At 61.4% G+C, this 22,926-nt stretch carries 21 protein-coding genes; 1 reads left to right on the top strand and 20 read right to left on the bottom strand.

Going from position 1 to position 22,926, the window contains the following annotated elements; all coding sequences use genetic code 11:
* Positions 1-10: 10 nt before the first annotated feature.
* From KUF73_RS03155 to KUF73_RS03175, 5 genes are read right to left on the bottom strand one after another with little or no spacing between them, the layout of a single operon-like run.
* Positions 11-724, bottom strand: a complete 714-nt coding sequence (locus KUF73_RS03155; RefSeq protein WP_218436573.1) for an ABC transporter permease — start codon at positions 722-724, stop codon at positions 11-13.
* 36 nt (positions 725-760) lie between these two features.
* Complete coding sequence (locus KUF73_RS03160) at positions 761-1,534, bottom strand: transporter substrate-binding domain-containing protein (RefSeq protein WP_218436574.1); 774 nt, start codon at positions 1,532-1,534, stop codon at positions 761-763.
* Positions 1,535-1,588: 54 nt separating this feature from the next.
* Positions 1,589-2,404, bottom strand: coding sequence for an ABC transporter ATP-binding protein (locus KUF73_RS03165; protein WP_305516099.1), 816 nt, complete (start codon positions 2,402-2,404; stop codon positions 1,589-1,591).
* Positions 2,405-2,437: 33 nt separating this feature from the next.
* On the bottom strand, positions 2,438-4,021 hold the full coding sequence (locus KUF73_RS03170; RefSeq protein WP_218436575.1) for an amidohydrolase: 1,584 nt from the start codon (positions 4,019-4,021) through the stop codon (positions 2,438-2,440).
* 34 nt (positions 4,022-4,055) lie between these two features.
* Positions 4,056-5,657 carry a 5-guanidino-2-oxopentanoate decarboxylase gene (locus KUF73_RS03175; RefSeq protein ID WP_218436576.1) on the bottom strand — a complete coding sequence of 534 codons (1,602 nt, stop codon included), beginning with the start codon at positions 5,655-5,657 and terminating at the stop codon, positions 4,056-4,058.
* A 251-nt stretch (positions 5,658-5,908) separates the two neighbouring features.
* Between KUF73_RS03175 and KUF73_RS03180 the strand changes: the two genes are divergently transcribed.
* A complete protein-coding gene (locus KUF73_RS03180; RefSeq protein ID WP_218436577.1) occupies positions 5,909-7,027 on the top strand; it encodes a succinylglutamate desuccinylase/aspartoacylase family protein in 1,119 nt (372 codons plus the stop codon).
* A 130-nt stretch (positions 7,028-7,157) separates the two neighbouring features.
* Here KUF73_RS03180 and KUF73_RS03185 read toward each other — a convergent pair whose 3' ends face one another.
* The 15 genes from KUF73_RS03185 to KUF73_RS03255 form a co-directional block, all read right to left on the bottom strand.
* Positions 7,158-8,738 (bottom strand): aldehyde dehydrogenase (NADP(+)), encoded by a 1,581-nt coding sequence (locus KUF73_RS03185; protein WP_218436578.1) that lies wholly within the window; start codon positions 8,736-8,738, stop codon positions 7,158-7,160.
* Positions 8,739-8,875: 137 nt separating this feature from the next.
* Positions 8,876-10,270, bottom strand: coding sequence for a fosfomycin efflux MFS transporter AbaF (gene abaF / locus KUF73_RS03190; RefSeq protein ID WP_218436579.1), 1,395 nt, complete (start codon positions 10,268-10,270; stop codon positions 8,876-8,878).
* Between the two features lie 72 nt (positions 10,271-10,342).
* A complete protein-coding gene (locus tag KUF73_RS03195) occupies positions 10,343-11,260 on the bottom strand; it encodes a dihydrodipicolinate synthase family protein (protein ID WP_218436580.1) in 918 nt (305 codons plus the stop codon).
* A gap of 269 nt (positions 11,261-11,529) precedes the next feature.
* The gene (locus KUF73_RS03200) at positions 11,530-12,558 is read right to left on the bottom strand and encodes a proline racemase family protein (RefSeq protein WP_218436581.1); all 1,029 of its coding nucleotides are present in this window, start codon (positions 12,556-12,558) and stop codon (positions 11,530-11,532) included.
* A 134-nt stretch (positions 12,559-12,692) separates the two neighbouring features.
* A complete protein-coding gene (locus tag KUF73_RS03205) occupies positions 12,693-13,415 on the bottom strand; it encodes an amino acid ABC transporter ATP-binding protein (protein WP_218436582.1) in 723 nt (240 codons plus the stop codon).
* Positions 13,408-14,058, bottom strand: coding sequence for an amino acid ABC transporter permease (locus KUF73_RS03210; RefSeq protein ID WP_218436583.1), 651 nt, complete (start codon positions 14,056-14,058; stop codon positions 13,408-13,410). Before KUF73_RS03210 ends, KUF73_RS03205 begins: the two co-directional genes overlap by 8 nt.
* A gap of 10 nt (positions 14,059-14,068) precedes the next feature.
* Complete coding sequence (locus tag KUF73_RS03215) at positions 14,069-14,734, bottom strand: amino acid ABC transporter permease (protein ID WP_218436584.1); 666 nt, start codon at positions 14,732-14,734, stop codon at positions 14,069-14,071.
* Entirely contained in the window at positions 14,727-16,505 is a 1,779-nt protein-coding gene (locus KUF73_RS03220; RefSeq protein ID WP_218436585.1) for an aconitase X, read from the bottom strand. Before KUF73_RS03220 ends, KUF73_RS03215 begins: the two co-directional genes overlap by 8 nt.
* A 10-nt stretch (positions 16,506-16,515) precedes the next feature.
* Positions 16,516-17,334: a transporter substrate-binding domain-containing protein gene (locus KUF73_RS03225; RefSeq protein ID WP_218436586.1), complete on the bottom strand. Its 819-nt coding sequence runs from the start codon at positions 17,332-17,334 to the stop codon at positions 16,516-16,518.
* A gap of 362 nt (positions 17,335-17,696) precedes the next feature.
* On the bottom strand, positions 17,697-18,446 hold the full coding sequence (locus KUF73_RS03230) for an AraC family transcriptional regulator (protein ID WP_218436587.1): 750 nt from the start codon (positions 18,444-18,446) through the stop codon (positions 17,697-17,699).
* 74 nt (positions 18,447-18,520) lie between these two features.
* Positions 18,521-19,774 carry an FAD/NAD(P)-binding oxidoreductase gene (locus KUF73_RS03235; protein WP_218436588.1) on the bottom strand — a complete coding sequence of 418 codons (1,254 nt, stop codon included), beginning with the start codon at positions 19,772-19,774 and terminating at the stop codon, positions 18,521-18,523.
* A complete protein-coding gene (locus KUF73_RS03240) occupies positions 19,771-20,007 on the bottom strand; it encodes a (2Fe-2S)-binding protein (protein WP_218436589.1) in 237 nt (78 codons plus the stop codon). Before KUF73_RS03240 ends, KUF73_RS03235 begins: the two co-directional genes overlap by 4 nt.
* Positions 20,000-21,115 (bottom strand): FAD-binding oxidoreductase, encoded by a 1,116-nt coding sequence (locus tag KUF73_RS03245; RefSeq protein WP_218436590.1) that lies wholly within the window; start codon positions 21,113-21,115, stop codon positions 20,000-20,002. Before KUF73_RS03245 ends, KUF73_RS03240 begins: the two co-directional genes overlap by 8 nt.
* Positions 21,112-22,044, bottom strand: a complete 933-nt coding sequence (locus KUF73_RS03250) for a 4-hydroxyproline epimerase (RefSeq protein WP_218436591.1) — start codon at positions 22,042-22,044, stop codon at positions 21,112-21,114. The genes KUF73_RS03245 and KUF73_RS03250 overlap by 4 nt, the downstream gene beginning before the upstream one ends.
* A 114-nt stretch (positions 22,045-22,158) precedes the next feature.
* Complete coding sequence (locus KUF73_RS03255; protein ID WP_047530178.1) at positions 22,159-22,830, bottom strand: GntR family transcriptional regulator; 672 nt, start codon at positions 22,828-22,830, stop codon at positions 22,159-22,161.
* Between the last annotated feature and the right edge of the window lie 96 nt (positions 22,831-22,926).

Raw genomic sequence — 22,926 nt, forward strand, 5'->3', positions numbered from 1 at the left:
ATCGCGCCCCTTATGCGTGCCGTGGCATCCAGCGCTCGAAGCGAACTTCGACCTGCCGGAACACCGAGCTTGAAACCAGTGTGATCAGGTAATAGAACGCAGCCACTGCGAGGTAAAACAGCAAGTAGTGTTTGGTCGACGCCGCCGCCTGGCGACCCGCCGTCAACAACTCGCTGTAACCGACCACACTGATCAACGCACTTTCCTTGACCAGCACCAGCCACAGGTTGGACAGGCCGGCGATAGCGAATGGCAGCATGGTCGGCAGAATCACCCGCCGTACCAGCAGGCTGCGGTTGATCCCGTAGGCTCGGGCGGCTTCGATCTGACCATGGGGGATCGATTCGATGGCCCCGCGGATGATTTCACCCGAGTAAGCCCCCTGCACAATTCCCAGCACCACTACAGCGGCCATGAAGCCGTTGATTTCGACGCTCGGTTGCCCAAGCGCCGCCATTGTCAGGTTGATCAGGTCGGCACCGGCGTAATACAGCAACAGAATCAGCAGCAACTCCGGCACCGCGCGGTACAAGGTGGTGTAGCAATTGGCGCAAACCACCATCCAGCGCGGCCCCTTGAGTTTGACCATCGCCACGATCAAACCAATCGCCAGGCCCAGGATGAAGGCGCCCAGGGAAATGCCCAGGGTTCGTACCGTGCCCTGCGCCAAGGCTTGTAGCCAACCGTCGGCAAAAAACAACTGGGAAATTTCAGAAACTGTCATGAGCGCTCCTTTGCGGGACTGGCTGGGACAACCGGATTACTGGAGGGTCGTGATGTCAGTCTTGAAGTAGCGCGCACGGATTTTTTCGTAGCTGCCGTCGTCACGCAGCGATTGCAGGGCCACGTTCAAACGCTCGCGCAACGCGTCGTTGCCTTTGCGCACACCGGCGCCCACGCCATCACCGAACAACGGGTCAAGCGGTGCGACGCCTTTACTGGCGAGCATCGAGTTGTCTGGCTTCTCCAGCAGCGGCTCGACCACTAACTGGTCCGCCAGCATGATGTCGACGCGACCGCTGCGCAGGTCGGCAAGGATGTCGTCCTGGTCGTTGTAGTAACGGATGTTCGATTCGCCGTAGTACTTCTTGACGAAGGCGGAGTGAGTGGTGGAGCCCTGCACACCGATGATTTTTCCCTTGAGGCCGGCCGGTGTCGGGTCCAGTTCCATGCTGCGGTCACCAATCCACAGGGCGCGGGTAAAGAAGTATGGCTGGGTGAAGTCGATCACCTGCTGGCGTTCCGGGGTGATCGACAGCGAGTTGAGTACCACGTCCACTTGCTGGGATTTCAACGCCGGGATCAAGCCGTCCCAGGACATTTCGTTGAGGGTGCAATCGGCTTTCATGCGTGCGCAGACAGCGGTGATCATCTCAGGCTCGAAGCCGCTCCAGTCACCCTTGCCGCTCTTGAACGAGAACGGTGGATAGGGTTCCAGCGCGATGCCGAACACCAGTTTGTCCGCGGCAAACGAAGTGCTTGCGATACCGGCCAACAGGCAGGCTTGCAGGGTAACCAACAGAGTTTTTTTCATGTTTGAGTGCCTCTTTCAGGTTGTTGTTATCGAGGTTGAAAACATTGGTGCGGGTTATCCGCGGTTGTCCTGGGCCATCACAAACTGCCGGCAACGTTCGCTGCGCGGGTCGAGCAATACTTGCGAAGGCGGACCTTCTTCCTCGACCCGGCCCTGATGCAGGTAAATGACTTTGCTCGACACATCACGGGCAAAGGCCATCTCGTGGGTGACCAGAATCATCGTGCGGCCCTCTTCGGCGATGCCTTGGATCACGCGCAATACTTCGCCTACCAATTCCGGGTCCAGTGCCGAAGTCGGTTCATCGAACAGCATCACTTGCGGGCGCATCGCCAAGGCCCGGGCGATGGCGACTCGTTGCTGCTGGCCACCGGACAGGAAGGAGGGGTAGACGTCGCGCTTGTCGATCAATCCGACTTTTTCCAGCAGATGTTCGGCATGCGCGGTGGCTTCTTTACGGTCTTCACCGAGCACATACACCGGGGCTTCGATGACGTTTTCCAGCACCGTGCGGTGCGGCCACAGGTTGAAACTCTGGAACACCATGCTCAGTCGGGTACGTAGCCGTTCGACCTGGCGCGGGTCGGCAACTTGCGCGACGCCGTTGCGACCGGTCTTCAGGTGCACCGTTTCACCATTGATTTTCAGGCTGCCGCTGCAGGGGATTTCCAACAGGTTGATGCAGCGCAGCAGGGTACTTTTACCCGAGCCGCTGGACCCGATCAGCGAGACCACTTCGCCCTCTTTGGCACGCATCGAAATGCCCTTGAGTACATGGTGATCGGCGTAACTTTTGTGCAGGTCGTCAATGGCGACGACCGAGGTATCCGTTTCCGGCTGCGGGATTTTCACGTTGGTGAGTGCTTGCACGTCTGGCTCCTCGAATTCTTATTGTTTTGGGGACTATTCGTCTTCTCGGGCGGGAATCCACCACTCTTCACCGCGTGCGGTGCTGATGTACTCCGGCCAACGAAAGCGATGAGGCGCCTGGAAATCAGCCGGCAACAAGGGCGCCTGCCAATGTTCGCCACCGATGCCACCGCCAGTACGCTGGTTGAATTCGGCCTTGGCGGCGCTCAGCAACTCGTCGCGGCAGAACAGATCGAGCAGGGTGGTGGCAATGGTTTTCGAGGCGACGTTGATCATCGGGTCGATGGTCTGGGGAATGCCGCCCAAGGCATTGGAGACCCAGTCCGGGTAAACGTGACCGGCGGGCGCGGCGAGCATCGGACGGGCCACCAACAGGCGTACGGTCGGGCAATGCCAGGTGTATTCGGGATAGTCGTCGGAGGTCAGGTACTTCTGCCATGACGGCATTTGCAGGCGCATCTGGCGTTCGCATTCCTGCGGCTCGATCAATTGTTCGATGGCGGGCAAGAAGGGTTCGGGCATCGGTTCCAGCCCCAGATTGCTCTGGATCTCGCGCGCGATATCGCAGGCTACGCTACCCCACTGCGGGGCGCCGATGGCCGCCAGATTGTCGTAAGTGGCCTGGGCCAGCACATGGTTGGCCAGGCCGCCGCGGGACTTGCAGACCCAGGTCTTTTTCCACTGACACCCGGTGGCCATCGCGGCCGCAGCGGCGTTGTTGTCCATCACCGTGGAGATGGTTTCGGCCTGTTCGATCGAATCGCAACGCAACAGGTACTGGATCTGCGACAAGTGCGGTGGCAGGTTGTCGGCAGTGGCCTGGCCGGCGGTGAGGATCGCTTCGTTGTAACTCCACAGACCGGTGAACGGCAATGTGGAACGGCGCAGGCTTTCGTTGAGGTTGTAGAAGTGCATCAACGCATCGTTGGCCCCCGGTGCGCGCGCTGCCAGATGGTTTTGCGGAATCGGGCTGTAACGGTCGGCGGCGATCCAGTTTTCCGGGTCTTCGCAAGTGAAGCTATAGATGTACGCGTAAGCGATACCGCAATGGGTGTCCCAAGTGGTGGTGTTGTTCAGCGGCAGCATGTAGGTGGGGTGAAAACTGATCGCCGCATCAAGGTTGTCGTAGTAACCCTTGGCCGCGTGCACCGGTTTGGAGGCACGCAGTTTTTCGGCGGGCTCACCAAAGAAACGAATGGTGCCCTGAATGCCGAACTCGAGCATCGTCGCCTTCGCCGCCAGTACGCCGCCCAGGGCACTGATGCCCAGTGCCGAATGCGGGTCAGTGTGGCCCGGGGCAAAACGCGACAGGCCATCCCGTGGCATTTTGCGCGTCGTGGCCGCCTGGCAATTACCCGGCACCGCGTCGTATTCGGCATAAGTCGCCAGTACCGGTCCTTCGCCATTACTGAAGGTGGCGCAGAACGCGGTCGGCATGCCACCGCTGCCTTCTTCTACCGTGAAGCCTTCCTTGCGCAGCAACTCGACATACCAGGCGCAGGATTTGTATTCGCGAAACGCCGGTTCCGCGTAGTGCCAGATAATCTGGTGCCAGTCCGAGAGTTGCTGGCGGTGCTGTTCGATCCAGTTCAGGGCAAATCTTTTCTGCAATTCCATGCGGTTCACTCCCAAAAAATCAGCGGTGTTGTGCTCAGGCAGATAGAAAAGCGGCAGCATCCAGTTCCAGCAGCACGGGCTGACGGGTGTCGGCCAGGCTGATGAGCACTTCGCGCAGTTGCTCGCGACTACTGACCGGCAGGTGTTGTACGTGGCAGGACTTGGCCAGGGCGGCAAAGTCCGGAGGCAGGATGTCGACGCCCAGCGGCGGGATATCGCGGGCGGTCATGTAGTCGCGGATTTCGGCATAGCAATGGTTGTTCCACAGCACCACGATCACTCCGACCTCTGCTTCGCGCGCGGCAATCAGTTCGGCACTGGAGAATTGCACGCCACCGTCGCCCACCACGGCGATGACCGGGCGGTGGGGCATGGCCAGCTTGGCGCCGATGGCGGCAGGCAAGCCGTAGCCCAGGGTGCCGAAACCGGTCCCGGCGTTGAACCAGCTATTGGCCTGAGGTGCGCGATACCCCAGCGCTCCCTGGTAAACCGGCTGGGTCGAATCGCCGACCACAATCGGCGCCGGCAGACTGTCACGCAGGGTGTCGAGCATTTGCTGCATGACGTTTTGCTTGGATGTCCAGCCAGCACGCTCGGCGGCATTGACCCGCGTCACGCTCGACTGTGCCCAGTCGCTGGCGGGGCTGTCGGGCAGTGCGTCCAGAAGTGCTTGCAGACCTTGCCCGGCATCTCCCAGCAAACCCACATCGGCACGCGCCGCGCCGAGGATTTGCAGCGGGTCGATGTCCAGGCGAATCAGCGGCGCGTTCAACGCTAAAGGCCCGAGGCCAAAGAAGTCGTAGTCGGTTTCCCCCAGTTCAGTGCCTACCGCCAACACCACATCCGCCTCTGCAAACAAGGCCCGACCATGCGCCGACGATTGCACGCCATCGAGCAACAACGGGTGTTCAGGGGACAACAGACCACGGGCGTTGGTCGTCAGGGCGACCGGTGCTTGCAGGCGCTCAGCCAGAGCCTGCACAGCCTGGCCGGCACGGCGTGCACCGCCACCGGCAAGGATCAATGGCTTGCGCGCCGACGCCAACAACTGCACGGCAGCGTCGATATTGGCTGCCGCCGGCGCTGGCGCTTGCGGCAAGTTACGTGGACGCAGATCGAGGTCGTCGGCCGGCATCTCCAGAACGTCCAGAGGGATTTCGATATGCACGGGGCGTGGACGGGCGCAGCTGAACAGGGCGAACGCACGAGCCAGCACTTCCGGTAGTTCCTGCGGACGCTGCAAGGTATGGCTGAAGGCGCAGACCCCGGAGACCACGGCGCGCTGGTCTGGCATCTCGTGCAAGTAACCGTGACCGAGGCGCTGGTGTTCGCGGCGGCTGGTGGTGGAGATCACCAGCATCGGCACCGAATCGGCATAGGCCTGGCCCATGGCGGTGAGGATATTGGTCATGCCGGGACCGGTGATAATGAAGCACACACCGGGTTTACCGCTGGCGCGGGCATAACCGTCGGCCATGAATCCGGCCCCTTGCTCATGGCGGGGGCTGATGTGGCGCAGTGTGCTGCCGTGCAGTCCGCGATAAAGCTCAACGGTATGCACGCCAGGAATGCCGAATATTGATTCCACACCGTAGCCTTCAAGCAGGCGAACGAGCGCCTGGGCACAACTGGTCATGCGAGCACCTCTTGTTTTTCTTATGGAGGTCAGGCGAAGAAAAACCTGAATCGAGTGCCCTAGTATTGGTGACAAAATAATTACATCAATCAAAATAAATTTGCGTCATTGTCAAATTTAATTGAACGATTATTCCCTCGTCAGCCCCGCTGAAAGGATCATTTGGCTCACCATTGACGGGGAAATTATTCGATTGTGGGGGGCTTTCATTTTCATAAAGATGGATCGACCAACCCCATAAGGAAAACCCCATGCGCGTCGAGCACCATCCCCTGTTGACCCGCAACCCGTGCACCCGGCGCGAGCTGATCAGCCTGCATTACGGCCAGGCGGGTCGCGCCGGCAAGGTGTACTTGCAAGCCAGCCTGCACGCCGACGAATTGCCCGGCATGTTGGCGTTGCATCATCTGCGGCAATTGCTGGACAGGGCCGAGGCCCGTGGCGAGATCCTCGGGGAAATCGTGCTGGTACCCATCGCCAACCCGATCGGCCTGGAACAGACATTGATGCACGATGCCATGGGCCGTTTTGACTTCAATAGCGGTGAGAACTTCAACCGACGCTACCCAGATTTGGCCGAGATGGTTGCAGGGCGCCTGGCGCATGAGCTGACTGCAGACCTTGACCAGAATCGGCAAATGATTCGTCGCGCCATGGCCGATGCGCTGAAACAGATGCAACCCGTCACCGAGATTGACTCCCTGCGCCAGGCCCAATTGCTGTTGGCGTTCGATGCCGATGTGGTTCTCGATCTGCATTGCGATGCCCAGGCCGTGGTCCACCTTTACGGCGAGACGCCTTACTCGGCGCAGATCGAACCGCTGGCGCGCTACATCGGTGCTCAAGCCACGTTGCTCGCCGAAGGCAGCGGCGCCGGCTCGTTCGACGAAGCCTGCGGTCAACCATGGTGGCGGCTGGCCGAACAGTTCGCCGGTCGTTTCCCGATTCCGTCAGGCTGCATCGCGGCAACTGTCGAGTTGCGCGGCGAAGCGCAGGTCGAACACGCACTGGCAGCCCAGGACGCGGCTGCGCTCTATGCGTTCCTGCAACACCGCGCAATCCTTGCTGGCGCCGCACCGCCCATGCCCGCGCTGGCCCGACCGGCCACCCCCTTCGACGGCTCACTCACCCTGCATGCCCCGTGTGCGGGGCTGGTGGTATTCCTGCATCAGCCAGGCGCCTGGATTGAATGCGATGAACCCGTGGTGCACATCATCGATCCCATTGGCGGTGCAACGCAGGTGGTATGCAGTTCAGTGAGTGGGGTGATGTACATGCGCAGCGCGATCCGGTTTGCGGCGCCAGGAGTGGAGTTATGCAAGGTGGCGGGGACGACGGCGCTGGAGGGTGGGGTGGTGGTTTCGGCGTGATGAAGAGCAAAACCTGTTGTTGAGAGCTTGTTTGCGATGAACCCAAGGACGACGCGCTGAACCAGGCAGCCTGTGTAATCGTTGACGTTCATCGCGAGCAAGCTCGCTCCTACAGGTGTGAGGGTGTTTTTTAGATTGGGTTTTTATGGCTGATGCCGTCAACCAGACGGGCGATGCCCAGTGGATTGGCGTTTTTCAGTGGCTCCGGCAATAACGCGTCCGGGCAATTCTGATAGCACACCGGGCGTAGAAATCGCTCGATGGCCAGACTGCCGACTGAGGTGCCGCGAACATCGGACGTGGCCGGATAGGGGCCGCCATGCACCATCGCGTCGCAGACTTCGACGCCGGTGGGGTAGCCGTTGAACAGCACCCGACCGACTTTCTGTTCCAGCAGGATCAGCAGGTCGGCGTGTTCCTCCAGGTCTTGCGCTTCGCCAATCAGGGTCGCGGTGAGTTGCCCGTGCAAGCTGTTCAGCGCCTGTCGCAGTTCGGCCTTGTCGGCCACTTCGATGATCAGGGTGGTCGGCCCGAACACTTCTTCCTGAAGCAACGGATCACCTTGCAGCAGCAGGCTGATATCGGCCTTGAACAATTGCGGTCGCGCTTGGTTGCCGTGCGGGTCATCGCCGGCCAGGCGGGTCACGCCCGGATGGCTGAGCAACGCCTGCACGCCTTTTTCATAGCTGCGCAGGGTGCCGGCGTTGAGCATGGTTTGCGCCGGTTGTTCGGCCATCAGCGCGCTTAGTGTTGCAACGAAAGCGCTGAACGCGGGGGCGCGAATGCCGAGCACCAAACCCGGGTTGGTGCAGAACTGGCCACAACCGAGCACCACGGAAGCGGCGAGTTCGCCGGCGATATTCTCGCCCCGTGCGTTCAGTGCTTCGGGCAGTACCACGACGGGGTTGATGCTGCTCATTTCGGCGAACACCGGGATAGGCTGTGGTCGTGCCGCCGCCATGTCGCACAGCGCACGGCCACCTTTGAGCGAGCCGGTGAACCCGACCGCCTGAATCGCCGGATGCTTGACCAGCGTTTCACCGACGCCAGCGCCGTAGATCATGTTGAACACACCTTTGGGCATGCCAGTCTGCTCGGCGGCCCGAAGGATGGCATCGGCTACGCATTCGGCCGTGGCCATGTGGCCACTGTGCGCTTTGAACACCACCGGGCAACCGGCGGCCAGGGCAGCGGCGGTATCACCGCCAGCAGTGGAGAAGGCCAGCGGGAAATTGCTGGCGCCGAACACGGCCACCGGGCCGACGCCGATTCGGTACTGACGCAGGTCGATCCGTGGCAGCGGTTGACGCTCGGGCAAGGCGCGGTCGATACGGGCACCGTAGAAGTCGCCGCGCCGCAGGACCTGAGCGAACAAGCGCATCTGACCGCTGGTGCGACCACGTTCGCCCCGAATGCGCGCATACGGCAATGCCGTTTCGCGGGTGACCAGTGCGACGAATTCGTCATCCAGGGCATCCAGTTGCGCGGCGATGGCTTCAAGAAAATCTGCGCGACGTGTCGCTGGCAAGCTGCGAAATACCGGGTAGGCGGCAGCGGCAGCCTGGGCGGCGGCGTGCACTTCTTCCTCGGTGGCTTGTACGAAGGAGAAGGTCAGGGCTTCGCCGGTGCTGGCGTCATGGCTGCGTAGCGTGATGCTGCCAGCGGCGCTACGGGCACCGCCGATGTAGTTGTGGCCGAGAATCTGAGGCATTGAGCACTCCTGTCGGAACTGAGAAATGGACTCCTGTAGGAGCGAGGCTTGCCCGCGAAGGCAGTAAGTCAGTCGACACCAATGGTAAATGTCAGACCCCATTCGCGGGCAAGCCTCGCTCCTACAAGGGGAATGGTTCAGGCCAGCGAATCAGCCCGACGCGGGTTAGCCGGGGCACTGTCCAATGCAGCAATCCGCGCCGCAGCCTCGGCATCCACCGCGTGCAGCGACTTGCCACGGGTTTCACGGGTCAGGCCGACAGCAACAATGGAGATCAGTGCCGCACCGACCAGGTACCAGGCGATGGGTGTCGAGCTGTGGTACTTGTTGAGCAGCGTGATCGCGATCAACGGTGCCAACGAACCTGCGAAGATCGGCGCCACCTGGTAGCACAGCGACAACGCCGTGTAGCGCACGTGGGTCGGGAACATCTCGGCCATCAGCGCTGAATACGGTGCGTAGGTCATCGACTCGATGGCCAGGCCCAGGGTGATGGCGGCCATGATCAGCCAGTTATTCCCGGTGTCCATCATCGGGAAACCGATGAATCCCCAAAAAGCAGTGAGCACTGCACCGACCAAGTAGACCGGTTTGCGCCCGACCAGATCGGATAGGTAACCCATCAACGGGATCAGGAAGAAGTGCAGCAGGTGAGCGCCGAACATCAGCAACAGAATCTCCGACGTGTCCTTGTGCACTACCAGTTTCAGGTAGGTGATCGAGAAGGTTACGACGGTGTAGTAGAGGATGTTCTCGGCAAACCGCGCGCCGATACCGACCAGCACTGAGCGCCAGTGGTGACGCAGCACTTCCACCACGCCCAGTTGTTGTTGCTTGGTGTGCGCCTGACGGGCCTGGGCTTCCTTGAAAATCGGGGCGTCATCGACGCTGGTACGAATCCAGTAACCGATCAGCACCACCACCGCCGAGAACCAGAACGCCACGCGCCAGCCCCAGGCGAGGAATTGCTCCTCCGACAGGTTCGACGACAACAGCAGCAGGGCAACCGTCGCCACCAGGTTGCCGGCCGGCACACCGGCTTGTGGCCAACTGGCCCAGAAGCCACGTCGGTTGTCCGGGCAATGTTCGGACACCAGCAGAATTGCGCCACCCCATTCACCGCCAAAGGCGAACCCCTGGATCAGCCGTAACAGCACCAGTAACACCGGCGCGGCATAGCCTATCTGCTCGAAGCCGGGCAGGCAGCCCATCAAAAAAGTAGTGATGCCGACCACCACCAGGCTCAGTTGCAGCAGGCGTTTACGGCCGAATTTGTCACCGTAGTGACCGAACACCAGGCCACCCAGCGGGCGGGCGAGAAAGCCCACGGCGTAGAGGGCGAAGGCGGCGATGATGCCGTCGACGGGGCTGTCGGTCTGGCGAAAGAACAACTGGCCGAAGACCAGTGCCGAAGCCGTACCGTAGAGAAAGAATTCATACCACTCAGCGACGGTGCCGGCCATGGCGGCGGCCACGACGCGCTTGAGTCCCGAGGGCGTGGTTGCGCTTTGAATGTGTTGAGGGTTGGGCATGCTGGCGTTTCCTGTAGGGGCGCAAAAAACAGGCAGCCGGGCCGGGCCTTGAAGGGCCCGCCCGGCAATCACTCAGAGACCGACGTCCGGCAGCTGTGGACGGTTGGCCAGGGCCTTGGCCATGATCTGCTCGACGAAAACCCGATCGGCTTCCGGCAGGGCCAGACGCGGCGGGCGGGTCAGCGCGCTGCCGCGACCGGCGATGGCTTCGCACAGCTTGATGCACTGCACCAGGTCGGCACGGGCATCCAGGTGCAGGATCGGCATCAGCCATTCATAGATCGGCATCGCTTCGGCGAAGCGCCCGGCCTTGGCCAGACGGAAGATGGTTTCGCCTTCTTTCGGGAACACGTTGGACATGCCCGATACCCAGCCTTCAGCACCGACGGCGATGCTTTCCAGCACCACGTCATCCAGACCGGCGAACAGCACGAAGCGGTCGCCGACTTCATTGCGCACGTCGATGAAACGACGGGTATCGCCGGAGGAATCCTTGAAACACACCACGTTGTCGCAGTCGGCCAGGGAAATCAGGATGTCCGGGGTGACGTCGTTTTTGTAGATCGGCGGGTTGTTGTAGACCATCAGCGGCACGTCGGCGTTTTTCGCCACGTAGCGGTAGTGCTCGGCGGTTTCGAATGGCTTGGAGCCGTAGACCAGCGCTGGCATCAGCATCACACCGTCGACGCCGACCTTGCGCACCGCGTTGGCAACTTTGGCTGCTTGAATGCTGGTGAATTCGGCCACGCCGCAGATCACCGGCACGCGCCCGCGAGAGGCATCCACCGCCACTTCAGTCACGGCGATTTTTTCTTCGGCGGTCAGCGAGGTGTTTTCACCGACCGAACCGCAAACCACCAGACCCGAAACGCCGTCACGGATCACGTTGGAAATCACCTGGTGGGTTTTATCCAGGTTGATGCTGAAGTCGTCGTTGAATTGAGTGGTCACTGCTGGGAAGACGCCACTCCAGTTGATTCGCTTGCTCATTGTTGCCTCCGGTTCGTTAATTGTATTTCGTATACGATATTTAAAATGAAAGGAATCGGCTAGTGGTTTTTTCGTGTTTTTTTGGGTTTATCTGGCCGTTGGTCTGGTGAAGCTGTGGCGAGGGAGCTTGTCGAATCGTCGCACCGTCCCGCTTGACTGCGCAGCAGTCGTAAATCCAGAGAACTCGCTGTATCAGACACACTGCAATTGGGGCTGCTGCGCTGTCCAGCGGGAGCAAGCTCCCTCGCCACAAAAGCCCCCGCTTGGCATCAGGCACCGGGCCAAGTGTCGGACAGGCGATAGCCCTGTGGCCACGGATCGCTTGGATCGAGCAGCAACTGGTGGGTACCGGTAATCCAGGCGCGCCCGGAAATGCAGGGATAGATGGCAGCGCGCCCGGCCACTTCGGTCAGCGAATCGATCCGGCAGTGGAACTCCGAGCCGATGATCGAGCGACCGATAAAGCGGTCGCCAACCTGCATCAAGCCTTTGGCTTGCAGCACCGCCATACGCGCCGAGCAACCGGTGCCGGTGGGCGAGCGGTCGATCTTGCCCGGCTGGATCACCACGGCGTTGGCGCCGGTGGCAATGCCGTTTTCATGGACAATGGGCGCGGCAATCTGGCAGAACGAAATGTGCGACCACTCGGGGTTCAGTGGGTGCACGAAGCCCAATTGCTCGTTGGCCGCACGAGTGATCTTCAGTCCGACTGTCACCAGATCAGCGGCTTCGTCCGGGCGGATTGAAAAGCCCAGCCCCTGGGCATCGGCGATGACAAAGCTGTCGCCGCCATAGGCGGTATCGACCTTGAGCGAGCCGACCCCTTCGACTTCGATCCACGCGTCCAGGCGATCGGCGAAGGAGGGCACGTTTTTGATTTCCACCCGTTCGACCTTGCCATCACGGCAATCGGCCACGGCCTCGATCAATCCGCCGGGGGCTTCCAGTACCAGTCGGGTTTGTGGTTCGGTCATTGGCAGGATGCCGCTGTCGAGCAACACGGTAGCCACGCAGAGCGAGTTGGAGCCGGACATGGGCGGGGTGTCTGCGGGCTCCATGATGATCCAGGCCATTTGCGCGCGTGGGTCCTTGGCCGGCACCAGCAGATTGACGTGCCGGAATACGCCGCCGCGCGGTTCGTTGAGTACGAAGTTGCGCAGGGTGTCATCCCGGGCGATCCAGCGCGACTGTTCCCATACGGTGGCGCCAGGTGGTGGTGCGACGCCGCCGACAATGACATCGCCGACTTCACCTTCGGCGTGGCAGCTGACTACGTGGATTACTCTTGATGAGCGCATGGTTTTATCCTTGTTTCGTCTGTGAGGGCCTCATCGCGAGCAGGCTCGCTCCTACAGGGTTTGGGGGTGTACACAAAATTAGCGACCAACACAGGCCACTGTGGGAGTGAGCCTGCTCGCGATGAGGCCAGCAGCTACTTCACCGATTTCAAAAACGCCGCAGTCTCCGCGTGCAGCGGATTACCGATCACCTGATCCGGCGAGCCGATCTCATGCACCAACCCATTGCGAAAGAACGCCACACGGTCAGACACGTCGCGGGCGAAGCGGATTTCGTGGGTCACCAGCACCATGGTCATGCCGTCTTCGGCGAGCATGCGCATGGTGTCCAGGACCTCGCCGACCAGTTGCGGGTCTAGGGCCGACGTGGCTTCGTCAAACAGCATGTAGTCCGGCGACATCGCCAAGGCACGGGCGATGGCCATGCGTTGTTGCTGGCCGCCGGACAACTTGCCCGGAAAAGTCTTGAGCTTGTCGCCCAGACCCACGTGGGTCAGTTGCTTGACCGCCAGTTCCTCGGCGTCGACCTTGCTTTTGCCCAGCACTTTGCGCGGCGCCAGCATGACGTTCTCCAGCACCGTCAGGTGCGGGAAGGCGTTCCATTGCTGGAACACGATGCCGATTTTCTGCCGCAGGCGATTGAGGTCGGTGGCGCTGTGATGGACCTCGACGCCGTCGACGCGGATGTTGCCTTTCTGGATTGGCTCCAGGCCATTGATGCACATCAACAAGGTCGATTTACCCGAGCCGGAGCCACCGATGATCGACACCACTTCGCCCTTGCTCACTGTGAGGTTCACGCCCTTGACCACTTCGAGGTTGCCGAAGGATTTATGTACGTTGTCGATCTCAATCATTTTCTTGCCACCTTCTTTCCAGACGAGCGCCGAGGCGTGCGACCACCAGGCTCATGACGTAGTAGATAAGGCCCGCGATGCACAGCACCAGAAGCGGTTCCTGAATGCGGGTGACGATGGTTTGCGAGGCGCGCAGCAGCTCGACGATGCCGATCCACATCACCAGCGCGGTGTCTTTCATCACGCCCAGCACCAGGTTCAGCCAGCCGGGGAAGGCGACGCGCGTGGCCATCGGCAGGACGATCCAGCGCAGGTCCTGGAAAAAGCTCAGGCCCAGCGAACGACTGGCCCGACGCACCGTGAACGGCACCGCCAACACGCCACCCCGCACGATCTCGGTGAAGTACGCGGCGGTATAGACCCCCAGCACAATGCAACCGACGCTGAAGGCGCTGATGTTCAGGCCGACAATGCTTTTGAGTGAATTGAACAGCACGAACTGGATCAACAACGGCACGCTGCGAAATATGTCCAGCACCCAGGCCAGCGGCAGGCTCGCTCGCGGTAACAGCGCCCGCAGCAAGCCGAACAGCAAACCCGCCAGGGAGCCGAGGATGATCGACCAGAACGTCAGTTGCAGCGTGACCCAGGCACCGTTGAGCAGGAACATCAGGTCATTCGAGGAAAAATCGGTGGCAAACATGGACAGCTCCTCAGTAGCGGAACAACCGCCAGGCCATCAGCCGGGCTGTCGCAACAATCGCCTTGGCAATCGCGTAATACAGCACCGCCGCGATGGCGAAGTATTCAAAGGTGCGGAAGGTTTTGACGTTGTATTCCTGAGTCACGCCGGTCAGGTCATTGTTCAGCCCGACGATGACGCCCAGTGACGTCATCAAGACTGCCCAGACCATCTGATTGGTCAGCGGGTAGAAGACGATCCGCAGCAGTTGCGGGACGATGATCATGCGGTAGGTCTGGAAGGCGCTCATGCCCAGTGAGCGTGCGGCGCGCACTTGAGTGTCAGGCACCGCCTTCAGGCCACCGCGAAAGTTTTCCGCGAGATAACCGGCGTTGTTGAACGTGATCCCGGCCAACAGCGCGAACCACGAACTGACATGCACACCCAACGAGCCCAGGCCGAAGTACAGGACGTAGATCTGGAACAGCGATGGCGTGTTGCGCGCGATCGATACCCAGCCGTTGCCGATACCGCGCAGCACCGGTTGTTTGCTTTCGCGCATGACCGTCAGGGCCAGGGCGATCAGCACGCCGAAGATCATCGACAGCGCCGCAGTCTCGAAGGTGACCAGCGCGCCGGCGAGCATGTCCGGCAAGGCGCGCAGGGCCGAGCGCCATTGGAAGGTGTAATCAAACATGCGCGGGGCTCTCCAGTTGGGCAGCAGGTTGCAACCAGGCCGGCAGACGGCCGCTGGCCGTGGCGGTACAGGCGGAATCGACACATTCGGCAAGGCTGGCGAAATGCACCTGGCGTCCCACCAGTCCCGGTGCGTAGTGGGCGTATTTGCCCGAGTTGGTCATCAGGGTGGTAGCGGCCGGCGGAATCACCGGTTCGCCGAGCATGCACCAGCAGGTGTCGGTGACCAGCGTCGCGCCGAAGGCTTCGATCACGGTGATGTGCCCGGCCTCGCGCGCCTGTTCCAGCACCGCACGGCCACAGGTGATGGCGAGCACCACATGCGGGTGTTTGCGACGACCACGACATAGCCGCGCCAGCTGCGCGAATTCGCTGAGGGAGAAATGCGGGTTGCCCAGCGACACCACATCCACCCGGTTGTCGCGGGCGCTGTTGAGCTCGCGCCAACTCACGAGCAGGTCTTTCAGGCGGATCTTTTCCACGGGCAGATCTACACCGGTTTCCAGCACCTGCGACGGATCAATCGCCTCCGGAGTGACCCCGGCAATATGAAAAAGCGGCGCTGCGGAAGTGGTCGCGAAAGCCGCACCAAAGGCTTTCAGATCGTCCAGGCTGGGCGCGCGGTTTTCCAGGCCCAGCACCAGCGGCACGCGGCTGCCGGCCAGTGCACCGATGTGATAGCCGAGCAGCGGGTAAAAGGCATCGTCCAGTTCATCAAGAGCCGGCAACTCGATCTGCAAGCGGGCCTTGCGTTGTGCGTCCAGGTGGCAGCCGATCAACGGGGCGCGGCCGGTCAGGGCAATGCAGATGTCGAGGTAATCCGGGTACTTCAGGGTGCGGGCACCGAGCACGCTGTTGGCGTAAACCACGGCGTTGGATTCGGCCCAGACAATCTGCTCGCCAGCCTTGGGGGCGCTGTCGAGCAAATACGGCGCACAGGTGAAACTGAGCTGTGCACCCATCGCCATATACGCATCGCCCAAGGCACTGGCCGGCTCACCGAGAGCCGGGTCGATGCCCAGTTCGCGCCAACGGCGCTGGTCCACGGAAATTGAATTGAGGGTGGTGGGCACGCGGACTTTCGCCCCCCATTGCACCAGTTGTTGGGCAAAGCGAAGGCTCGCCGGTCCGGTGTAGATGCACCCGTCAATGTGCGCCTGGGTGACATTCACTAGACGTTGGGCGCCTTGCAGTTCAGCCATGCGCAGCACGATTTGCATGGCCATTTGAGCGGCCTTGCCATAGTCGCCATCGCGCAACGCTCGATCATGTTCGGTGAGCTCCATCGAAGCATGGGTATCGAGGTTGGGCAGAGTGTGATCGAGCGTTTGCCAGGCATCGCCGGGCGGTAGCTCGAACACATCCAGCGCCGCACCATCAACCCGGGCGAAAGCGTGATTGCGCAAAGTCGCGAAGGCCTCCTTGCCGATGCAGAGCACCGGCAGGGAACGGGCAAAAATGGTCTGCGCCACCAGCACGCCCAGGGTCAGGATCTCATCGGGTTCGGCCAGTACCAGTGCCGCCGGTGCATGGCCGTTGCTGATCAGTTCCATCATCACGCTGCTGCCGGTGCATGAGCCGCGACCACTGGGAATCGCCAGCACTCGGCCAGCCAGGTGTTCGCCGCTGAGTGGGTGATGACGGTCGATGACCTCGCCGGTGGCAGAATCAACCCCGCCCCAGAAACTCAACCCGACATCGGCGAACAACAGGGCGCCTTGAGCCGCGCCCGCGACCAGGCTGCGCCCGGTCAGTGAAGTGAGCCCAGGCATACCGGACATCTTAGTAGTAGACCTTTGGCACGGTCAGATCGGCCGGCGAGATGTCGGTGCCGACCCATTTGACGAACAGCTCGTTGTAACGGCCGGTGCGCACCTGCTGGTTGACGAACAAGTCGAGGTAGTTGAGCAGGCCATACTCGCTGCGCTTGGCACCGAGGGAGACGTAGTCGATGACATACGGCGCGTTACCCGCGACTTTCAGGTTTTTGTATTTACCCGACTTGAGGGTGGCGGCGGCGACGGTGTTGGTGACCACGGTGGCGTCGATGTGGCCCTGGGCGACGGCCAGCAGGGTGTCGTTCTGCGATTGATAAGCACGGAAACTGCCGGTGCCCCAGTTCTTCACGTCCTTCTCCAGGGCGATGGCCTCGTAGGTGCCGCTGGTGTTGCCCACGGGTTTGCCTTTAAGGTCGTCGAAGCCGTTGATGCCGGTGTCGTCGCGGGTCAGCACCACCATTTGGAAGGCGAAGTAGGGCACGGTGAGGCCGACGGTCTTGGCGCGTTCGAGGGTGTCGGAAGTGGAGGCGACAATCACGTCAGCCCGTCCGGAGACCAGTGCCGGAATGCGGTCCGGGAACGGTGTCTCGACCACTTCAGCCTCGACCCCGAGGATCTTCGCCAGGTCGTGGCAGTAGTCCACATCGAAACCGGCGGGGTTGTTACTGGCATCACGAAAACCCATCGGCGGGAAGTCCAGGGTGACGGCGCAGCGCAGCTTGCCCGAGCCGATGATGTCATCGAGCTTGTCGGCTTGGGCGGTGGCGATAAAGGAGGTACTGAGAACAGCGCTGAGGGCTACGGCAAATGCTGGGTTTTTCATAGAGGCCTCGTTGTGGGTTGAGTGCTGTTAGATATCGTATTGCGGATTTCGTATACGATATTAACGATAGCAATCAATGTGCCGGTTTCCAGTTTTCGGGGGGAATTAGTTATTGAGGCTTGGGGTAGGGGTGTTGTGGCGGTGTGACGCTGGGTCAGGGTGGTGTTGGTGTTGATGGGGGGTGTTACATATGGGAGCAATGGTTGGGTGGGCGCCCCTTTTAGGAACACCGGGACATATCCGTTTTTGTGGTTGGGGTTACCCCTTCGTTCGGTGCCTCGATGGCAAGAAGATCAAGATCAACAGATCGCAGCCTTCGGCAGCTCCTACAGGTGTACAGGACTCTCCCTGCCTCATATTACCTACCCCCGATTCCCCCGATACTGACTCGGCGACAAACTAGTCAACGCCCGAAACTGCCGGCTGAAAGCACTATGGTCCGTATACCCACAGTGCAGGGCGATCTCTGTAATCGGCAGGTCAGTGTGCAGCAACAGCCGCGACCCCTCTTCCAGACGCGCCTTGTGAATCATCTGCCTTGGCGTGAGCTGAAATACTCGTTTGCAATGTCGCTCCAGTTGCGCCACCGAATACCCGGCCAGGGCGGTCAACTCGGCAAGGCTGATGGCGCGCGCAAAGTGACTGCGGATATGCGCATCCACGGCCGCAAGCTTCTGGTACGCAGGATGGCTGGACTGCGGCGATTGCAGGTCGCGGGAAATACCGGCGAGGCCAACGATGTGGCCCTGCTCATCGTGCAAGGCGAGTTTGTGGGTCAGGCACCAGATTGGCTGGTTGCCGAAATACAGGTGCAGTTCCAACTGGTCGGCCAGTACCCGGCCGCTGGATAACACCCGTCGATCCTGCTCGGTGTACAGCGGGCCGAAGTTTTCCGGGAAGACCATTTCAGCGGTAAGCCCCAGCAATTCTTCACTGCACTTGAAGCCACAACGCCGGGCCAACGTCTGGTTGACGAAGGCGTAGCGGGCTTCGCGATCCTTGATGAAAAACACCACGTCCGACAGGGTGTCGAGCAGCGGCGCGATCGGCTGAAGGCTGTTCAGCAGCGTCGGCAAGTCGCAGGGTTTGAAGGTGGTGAGCGAGGGGTACATAGCGCTGGGGGCCTGAGGGCGACCCCCGGGATCATAGTGGCTCGCCGGCGTGGCCGAAAGCCCCGACGCGGTGATCATGTTGGCGGAGTGTCGTCCAGGCTCATCAGTGTCTCGATCCGCGCCGGGCTGTAGGGTGGGCGCGACGCCGAGGGTTGCCAGCCAAACAGATGTTGCACCGCGCCGCCACACACACGCCCCTGACAGGCACCCATGCCACAGCGGCTGGCCAGCTTGGCCTCGCGCCAGTCGGTGTGCCCGGTCAAAGCTGCGTAAGGTACGTCCTCGCAGCGACAGACCAGGGTGTCCGGGCGGGCCAGGGATTTGAGTTGTGGGTCGAGGGCGAAGGCTCGATTCAGCGTGTTGGCAAAACCCTGCCAGCGTGCCCGACGCGGCCATAACTGACGGGCCTTTTCGACGTCACCGACAGCGGCGTGGCCGGCAATCGCACCTTCCACCAAGGCCAGTTCACTGCCGCCGAAGCCGGTGCATTCACCTGCCGCGTAATGATCGGCACGACTGGCTTGCCAGGCATCGACTACCAGTGCCTGGCCTTCGATGGCGTAACCCAGTGCCTGACCCAGCTGGATGTTAGGGATCAGCCCAAAACCACAGGCCAGCCGATCACATTGCAGTTCGACGATTTTGCCTTGCTGTTGCAGGCGCACGCCTTCCAGCCGGTCAGTGCCGAGTGCCGCTACTACATGAGTTGCGCTGCGGTAGTGGTGGTCAAACAGGCTGAACGATTGCAGCCATTTTCCAGGCCAGCGCGGCAGTTGCGCTGCGAAACCGGCGACGGCTGCGAGCGAAGCTTGCTCGGCGATGCGCTGAATTTTCGCACCGTGTTTTTTCGCGGTGGCCGCGCTGGCGAGTAACAGTGGCCCGCTGCCGGCGATCACCACGCGCTCGTCCCGCACCGGCAATCCCGCCTTGATCAGCGCCTGCAAACCGCCGGCCCCGGTGACCCCCGGCAGCGTCCAGCCGGGGAAGGGCAGCAGCAACTCGCGGGCACCGGTACACAAAATCAGTTTGTCGTAGCGGATCAACCAGCCGTTGTCTTCGTCTTCGACCAGCAGTTGCTTTGGGCCGGGATTGGCGATCACTCTCGTGCTGGCGTGATGATGGATGTTGCCATGGGACTGCAAGCGCTCACGCAGGTCACGGGCTTGAGCCGGCACAGTGGCCTGAGGACCGTCGCGCCAGATTTGCCCGCCCGCGAGTGGATTGTCGTCGAGCATGACAATGCGCGCGCCGCTCGGCGCTGCTGCGAGTGCGGCGGCCATGCCGGCAGGACCGGCGCCGATGATCAGCAGATCGGCGTATTCGTTCATGGACGTGTCTCCACGTGCATGCCGTCGCGGCACAGGGTCTGGCAGGCCAGGCGACGTCGACCGTCGATGGTCACCCGGCATTCCTGGCAAATGCCCATGCCGCACAGTGGTGCTCGGCGCTGGCCGCTGACCGAGGTACGCGTGCAACCGTCGCTGCCCAACGCCAGCGCAGCCGCGACGCTGGTTCCCTCGGCCACTCTCAGGGCACGGCCGTCGAGCATCAAATCAGGCATAGACAGGTTCTCCGAGGAAACGCTGGGGCAGATAGGGTTGCGCTGGCAGTGGTGGGGTTTCGTTGAACAGTTGCGCGACCAGCAAATCGGCTGTGCCGGGGGCTGTTGTAACGCCTAGCCCCTCGTGACCGACCGCCAGCCACAAACCCTGACGTTGCGGGTGCTGACCCACCAGAGGCAAGCCGTCGGGGCTGGCCGCCCGAAAACCGGTCCAGGCGCGGATGCCATTGAGCCGGGTCAGGCCCGGCATGTATTCGGCGGCGCGCTTGAGCATTTTCGCCAGCATCCAGCCTTCGACCTGCGGGTCAGTGGTGCCGAATTGCCGCGAAGCGCCGATGAACAATTGCCCGGTCGGACGCGGTTGAATGTTGCAGGCAGTCGAAGGCCCTTTGGCGTTGTGGGCGCTGGTGACGTAACCGAGTTCTACCAGCGTGTGAGTGACGGTGGCGGGGTAGCGATCGGTGATCAGTAAATGGCCCTTTTTCGGCTCGATGGGTAACTCGGGGCACAGTTCATTGGCCTGGATTCCGTTGGCCAGCAACACCGCTTCGGCACTCAACCACTGACCGTCATCGAGTCGCACCCGATTGCCGTCGACTTCGCTGACCCGCGCCCGGCGCTGACGGATGTTCGGCGTTTCGAGCATCCAGTTGGCTGTCGCCGGTGCATAAAGAATGCCGTCGCCCTTGATCAACAGCCCACCCTCAAGGCCTTCGCGCAGTTCCGGTTCACGCTGGCGCAAGGCATGAGCGCCGACCAGTTCACAGGCGATACCCTGAGCTTTCAGATTGAGGTATTTGCTATGGGCGACGGCCATTTCCTCGGCGTTGGCCGCCAGCCATAGCGTGCCGTTGGTGCGATAGGCGCAGGCGTCGGGCAAGTTTGCTGCCTGCTCACGCCAGCGCTGCAGGGAATAGTGACTCAGGGCCAGTTCCGCCGGGTTGTCGTCGAGTACCAGCAAGTGGCCCATGCCTGCCGCCGTCGCGCCATGCAGGCCGGCGTCAATTACCAGCACCTGCAAACCACGACGCGCCAGCGACTGGGCGCAGGCCGCGCCGATGATGCCGGCCCCGATCACGATCACATCGGCCGCATGGCCCTGGCTCATAGGCGAATGCCCCAGGCGAAGGGGTCGTCCTGCTCGATGATCAAACTGGCTTCGGCACTGATAAACGCGCGACCCCGGATAGTCGGCACGACGCGCTCACCTTGCCATTCAAACGAGCCTTCGAACTCGCTGCCAATGACACTGGCCTGGCGCCAGATCTGCCCTGGCTGCAATTTGTCGTCGGCGGCCAGGCACGCCAGTTTGGCGCTGGTGCCGGTGCCACAAGGTGAGCGGTCGTAGGCTTTGCCAGGGCAGAGCACGAAATTGCGGCTATCGGCGTGATCGTCATCGGCGAACAGTTCGACATGGTCGATCAGCCCACCGTCTTCGCCACGAATACCTTGGGTTTCCAGCGCTTGTTGCACGGCGTAGGTGTAAGCGGTCAGCGCATCGAGGTTGTCGCCGGCCACCCGTAACCCATGATCGGCGATCAGAAAAAACCAGTTGCCGCCCCAGGCGATATCGCCGGTGACTTGACCGATGCCCGGCACCTGCAATTGCAGCGCCTTGCGATAGCGATAGGCCGGGACGTTGCGCACGCTCACCGAGTGGTCGTCGTGCAGGGTGGCCTGTACCGTGCCCACAGGCGTTTCGATGCTGTGCACGCCAGGGCCGATTTTGCCCAGATGCGCCAAAGACGCTACCAGGCCGATGGTGCCGTGGCCGCACATGCCCAGGTAACCGCTGTTGTTGAAAAAAATCACCCCGGCGCAAGCGCTTGGGTCTACAGGTTCGCAGAGCAGAGCGCCGACCAGTACATCGCTGCCCCGTGGTTCCAGCACACTCGCCGCACGCCATTGGTCATGTTGCTCGGCCAGTCGCTGACGACGTTCGGCCATGCTGCCGGTGCCCAGATCAGGAAAACCGGCGGTCACCAGGCGGGTCGGTTCGCCGCCGGTGTGGGAGTCGATCACGGTGATACGTTTCATGAGTGGGCCACGTCCGTTCAGATGAGTGAACAAAAGAGTGGCCTGTGCAGCGGGTGGGCGGCTTGATGGATTTAACCGGTGCCGATGACGAAATCGGCACAGTGCCAGTAGCGATCAGTGGGCGTGGGGCAGGTGCTTGAACAGGGTTTCGCAGACCCCGGCAATGTGCTCGTCCAGCAGCTTCACGGCCAGGTCCACATCCCCGGCGCGGCAGGCGGCGAGAATTTCGCGGTGCTCATGATCGGCGCGTTCCTTGCCGGCCGACAGGCTCATCTGCATGCGCAGGTAGCGCTCAAGTTTGTCGTTGACCGAACGAATCAGGCTGACCAGAAACGGTCGCTGCGCCGGCTCGTACAGGCAGGCGTGCAGTTCCCAGTTGAGCTCGGCCCAACGACCCACGTCATCCTCGCCGATGAACTCCTGGCAGATACGCTCGGCACGGGCGAAGGTTTCTTCGGTCATGTTGGGAATCGCCAGGCGCAACACCTTGTCTTCCAGCAACATGCGCACTTCGAACATCTGCGCCAGTTCCGCATCGGAAATCCGCGTGACCATCGCCCCGCGATTGCGCTGGAACATCACCAGCCCTTCGGCCTCCAGCCGCTTGAGCGCCTCGCGCACCGGGATCTTGCTGACGTTGAACTGGCGGGCGATGTCGTCCTGGCGAATCGGCTCATCCTCGGCAAAATGCCCGGCGACAATCGCATCACGCAAATGACGGGTGATGATTTCCGAGGTCGAGGGCGTATTGCCAAGGTCGGGAGCGTTGAATTTGGGTAGGTTCACGGCGGCGGTCGTTTGGAGTGATGAGATAGCGACAGGGTATACGAAATTCGTTAGTCGATCTCACTCGGTTCAGCCACCCGCCATCCACCTGGGCGG

This window comes from Pseudomonas sp. PD9R (genome assembly GCF_019200975.1).
Taxonomy (GTDB): Bacteria; Pseudomonadota; Gammaproteobacteria; order Pseudomonadales; family Pseudomonadaceae; genus Aquipseudomonas.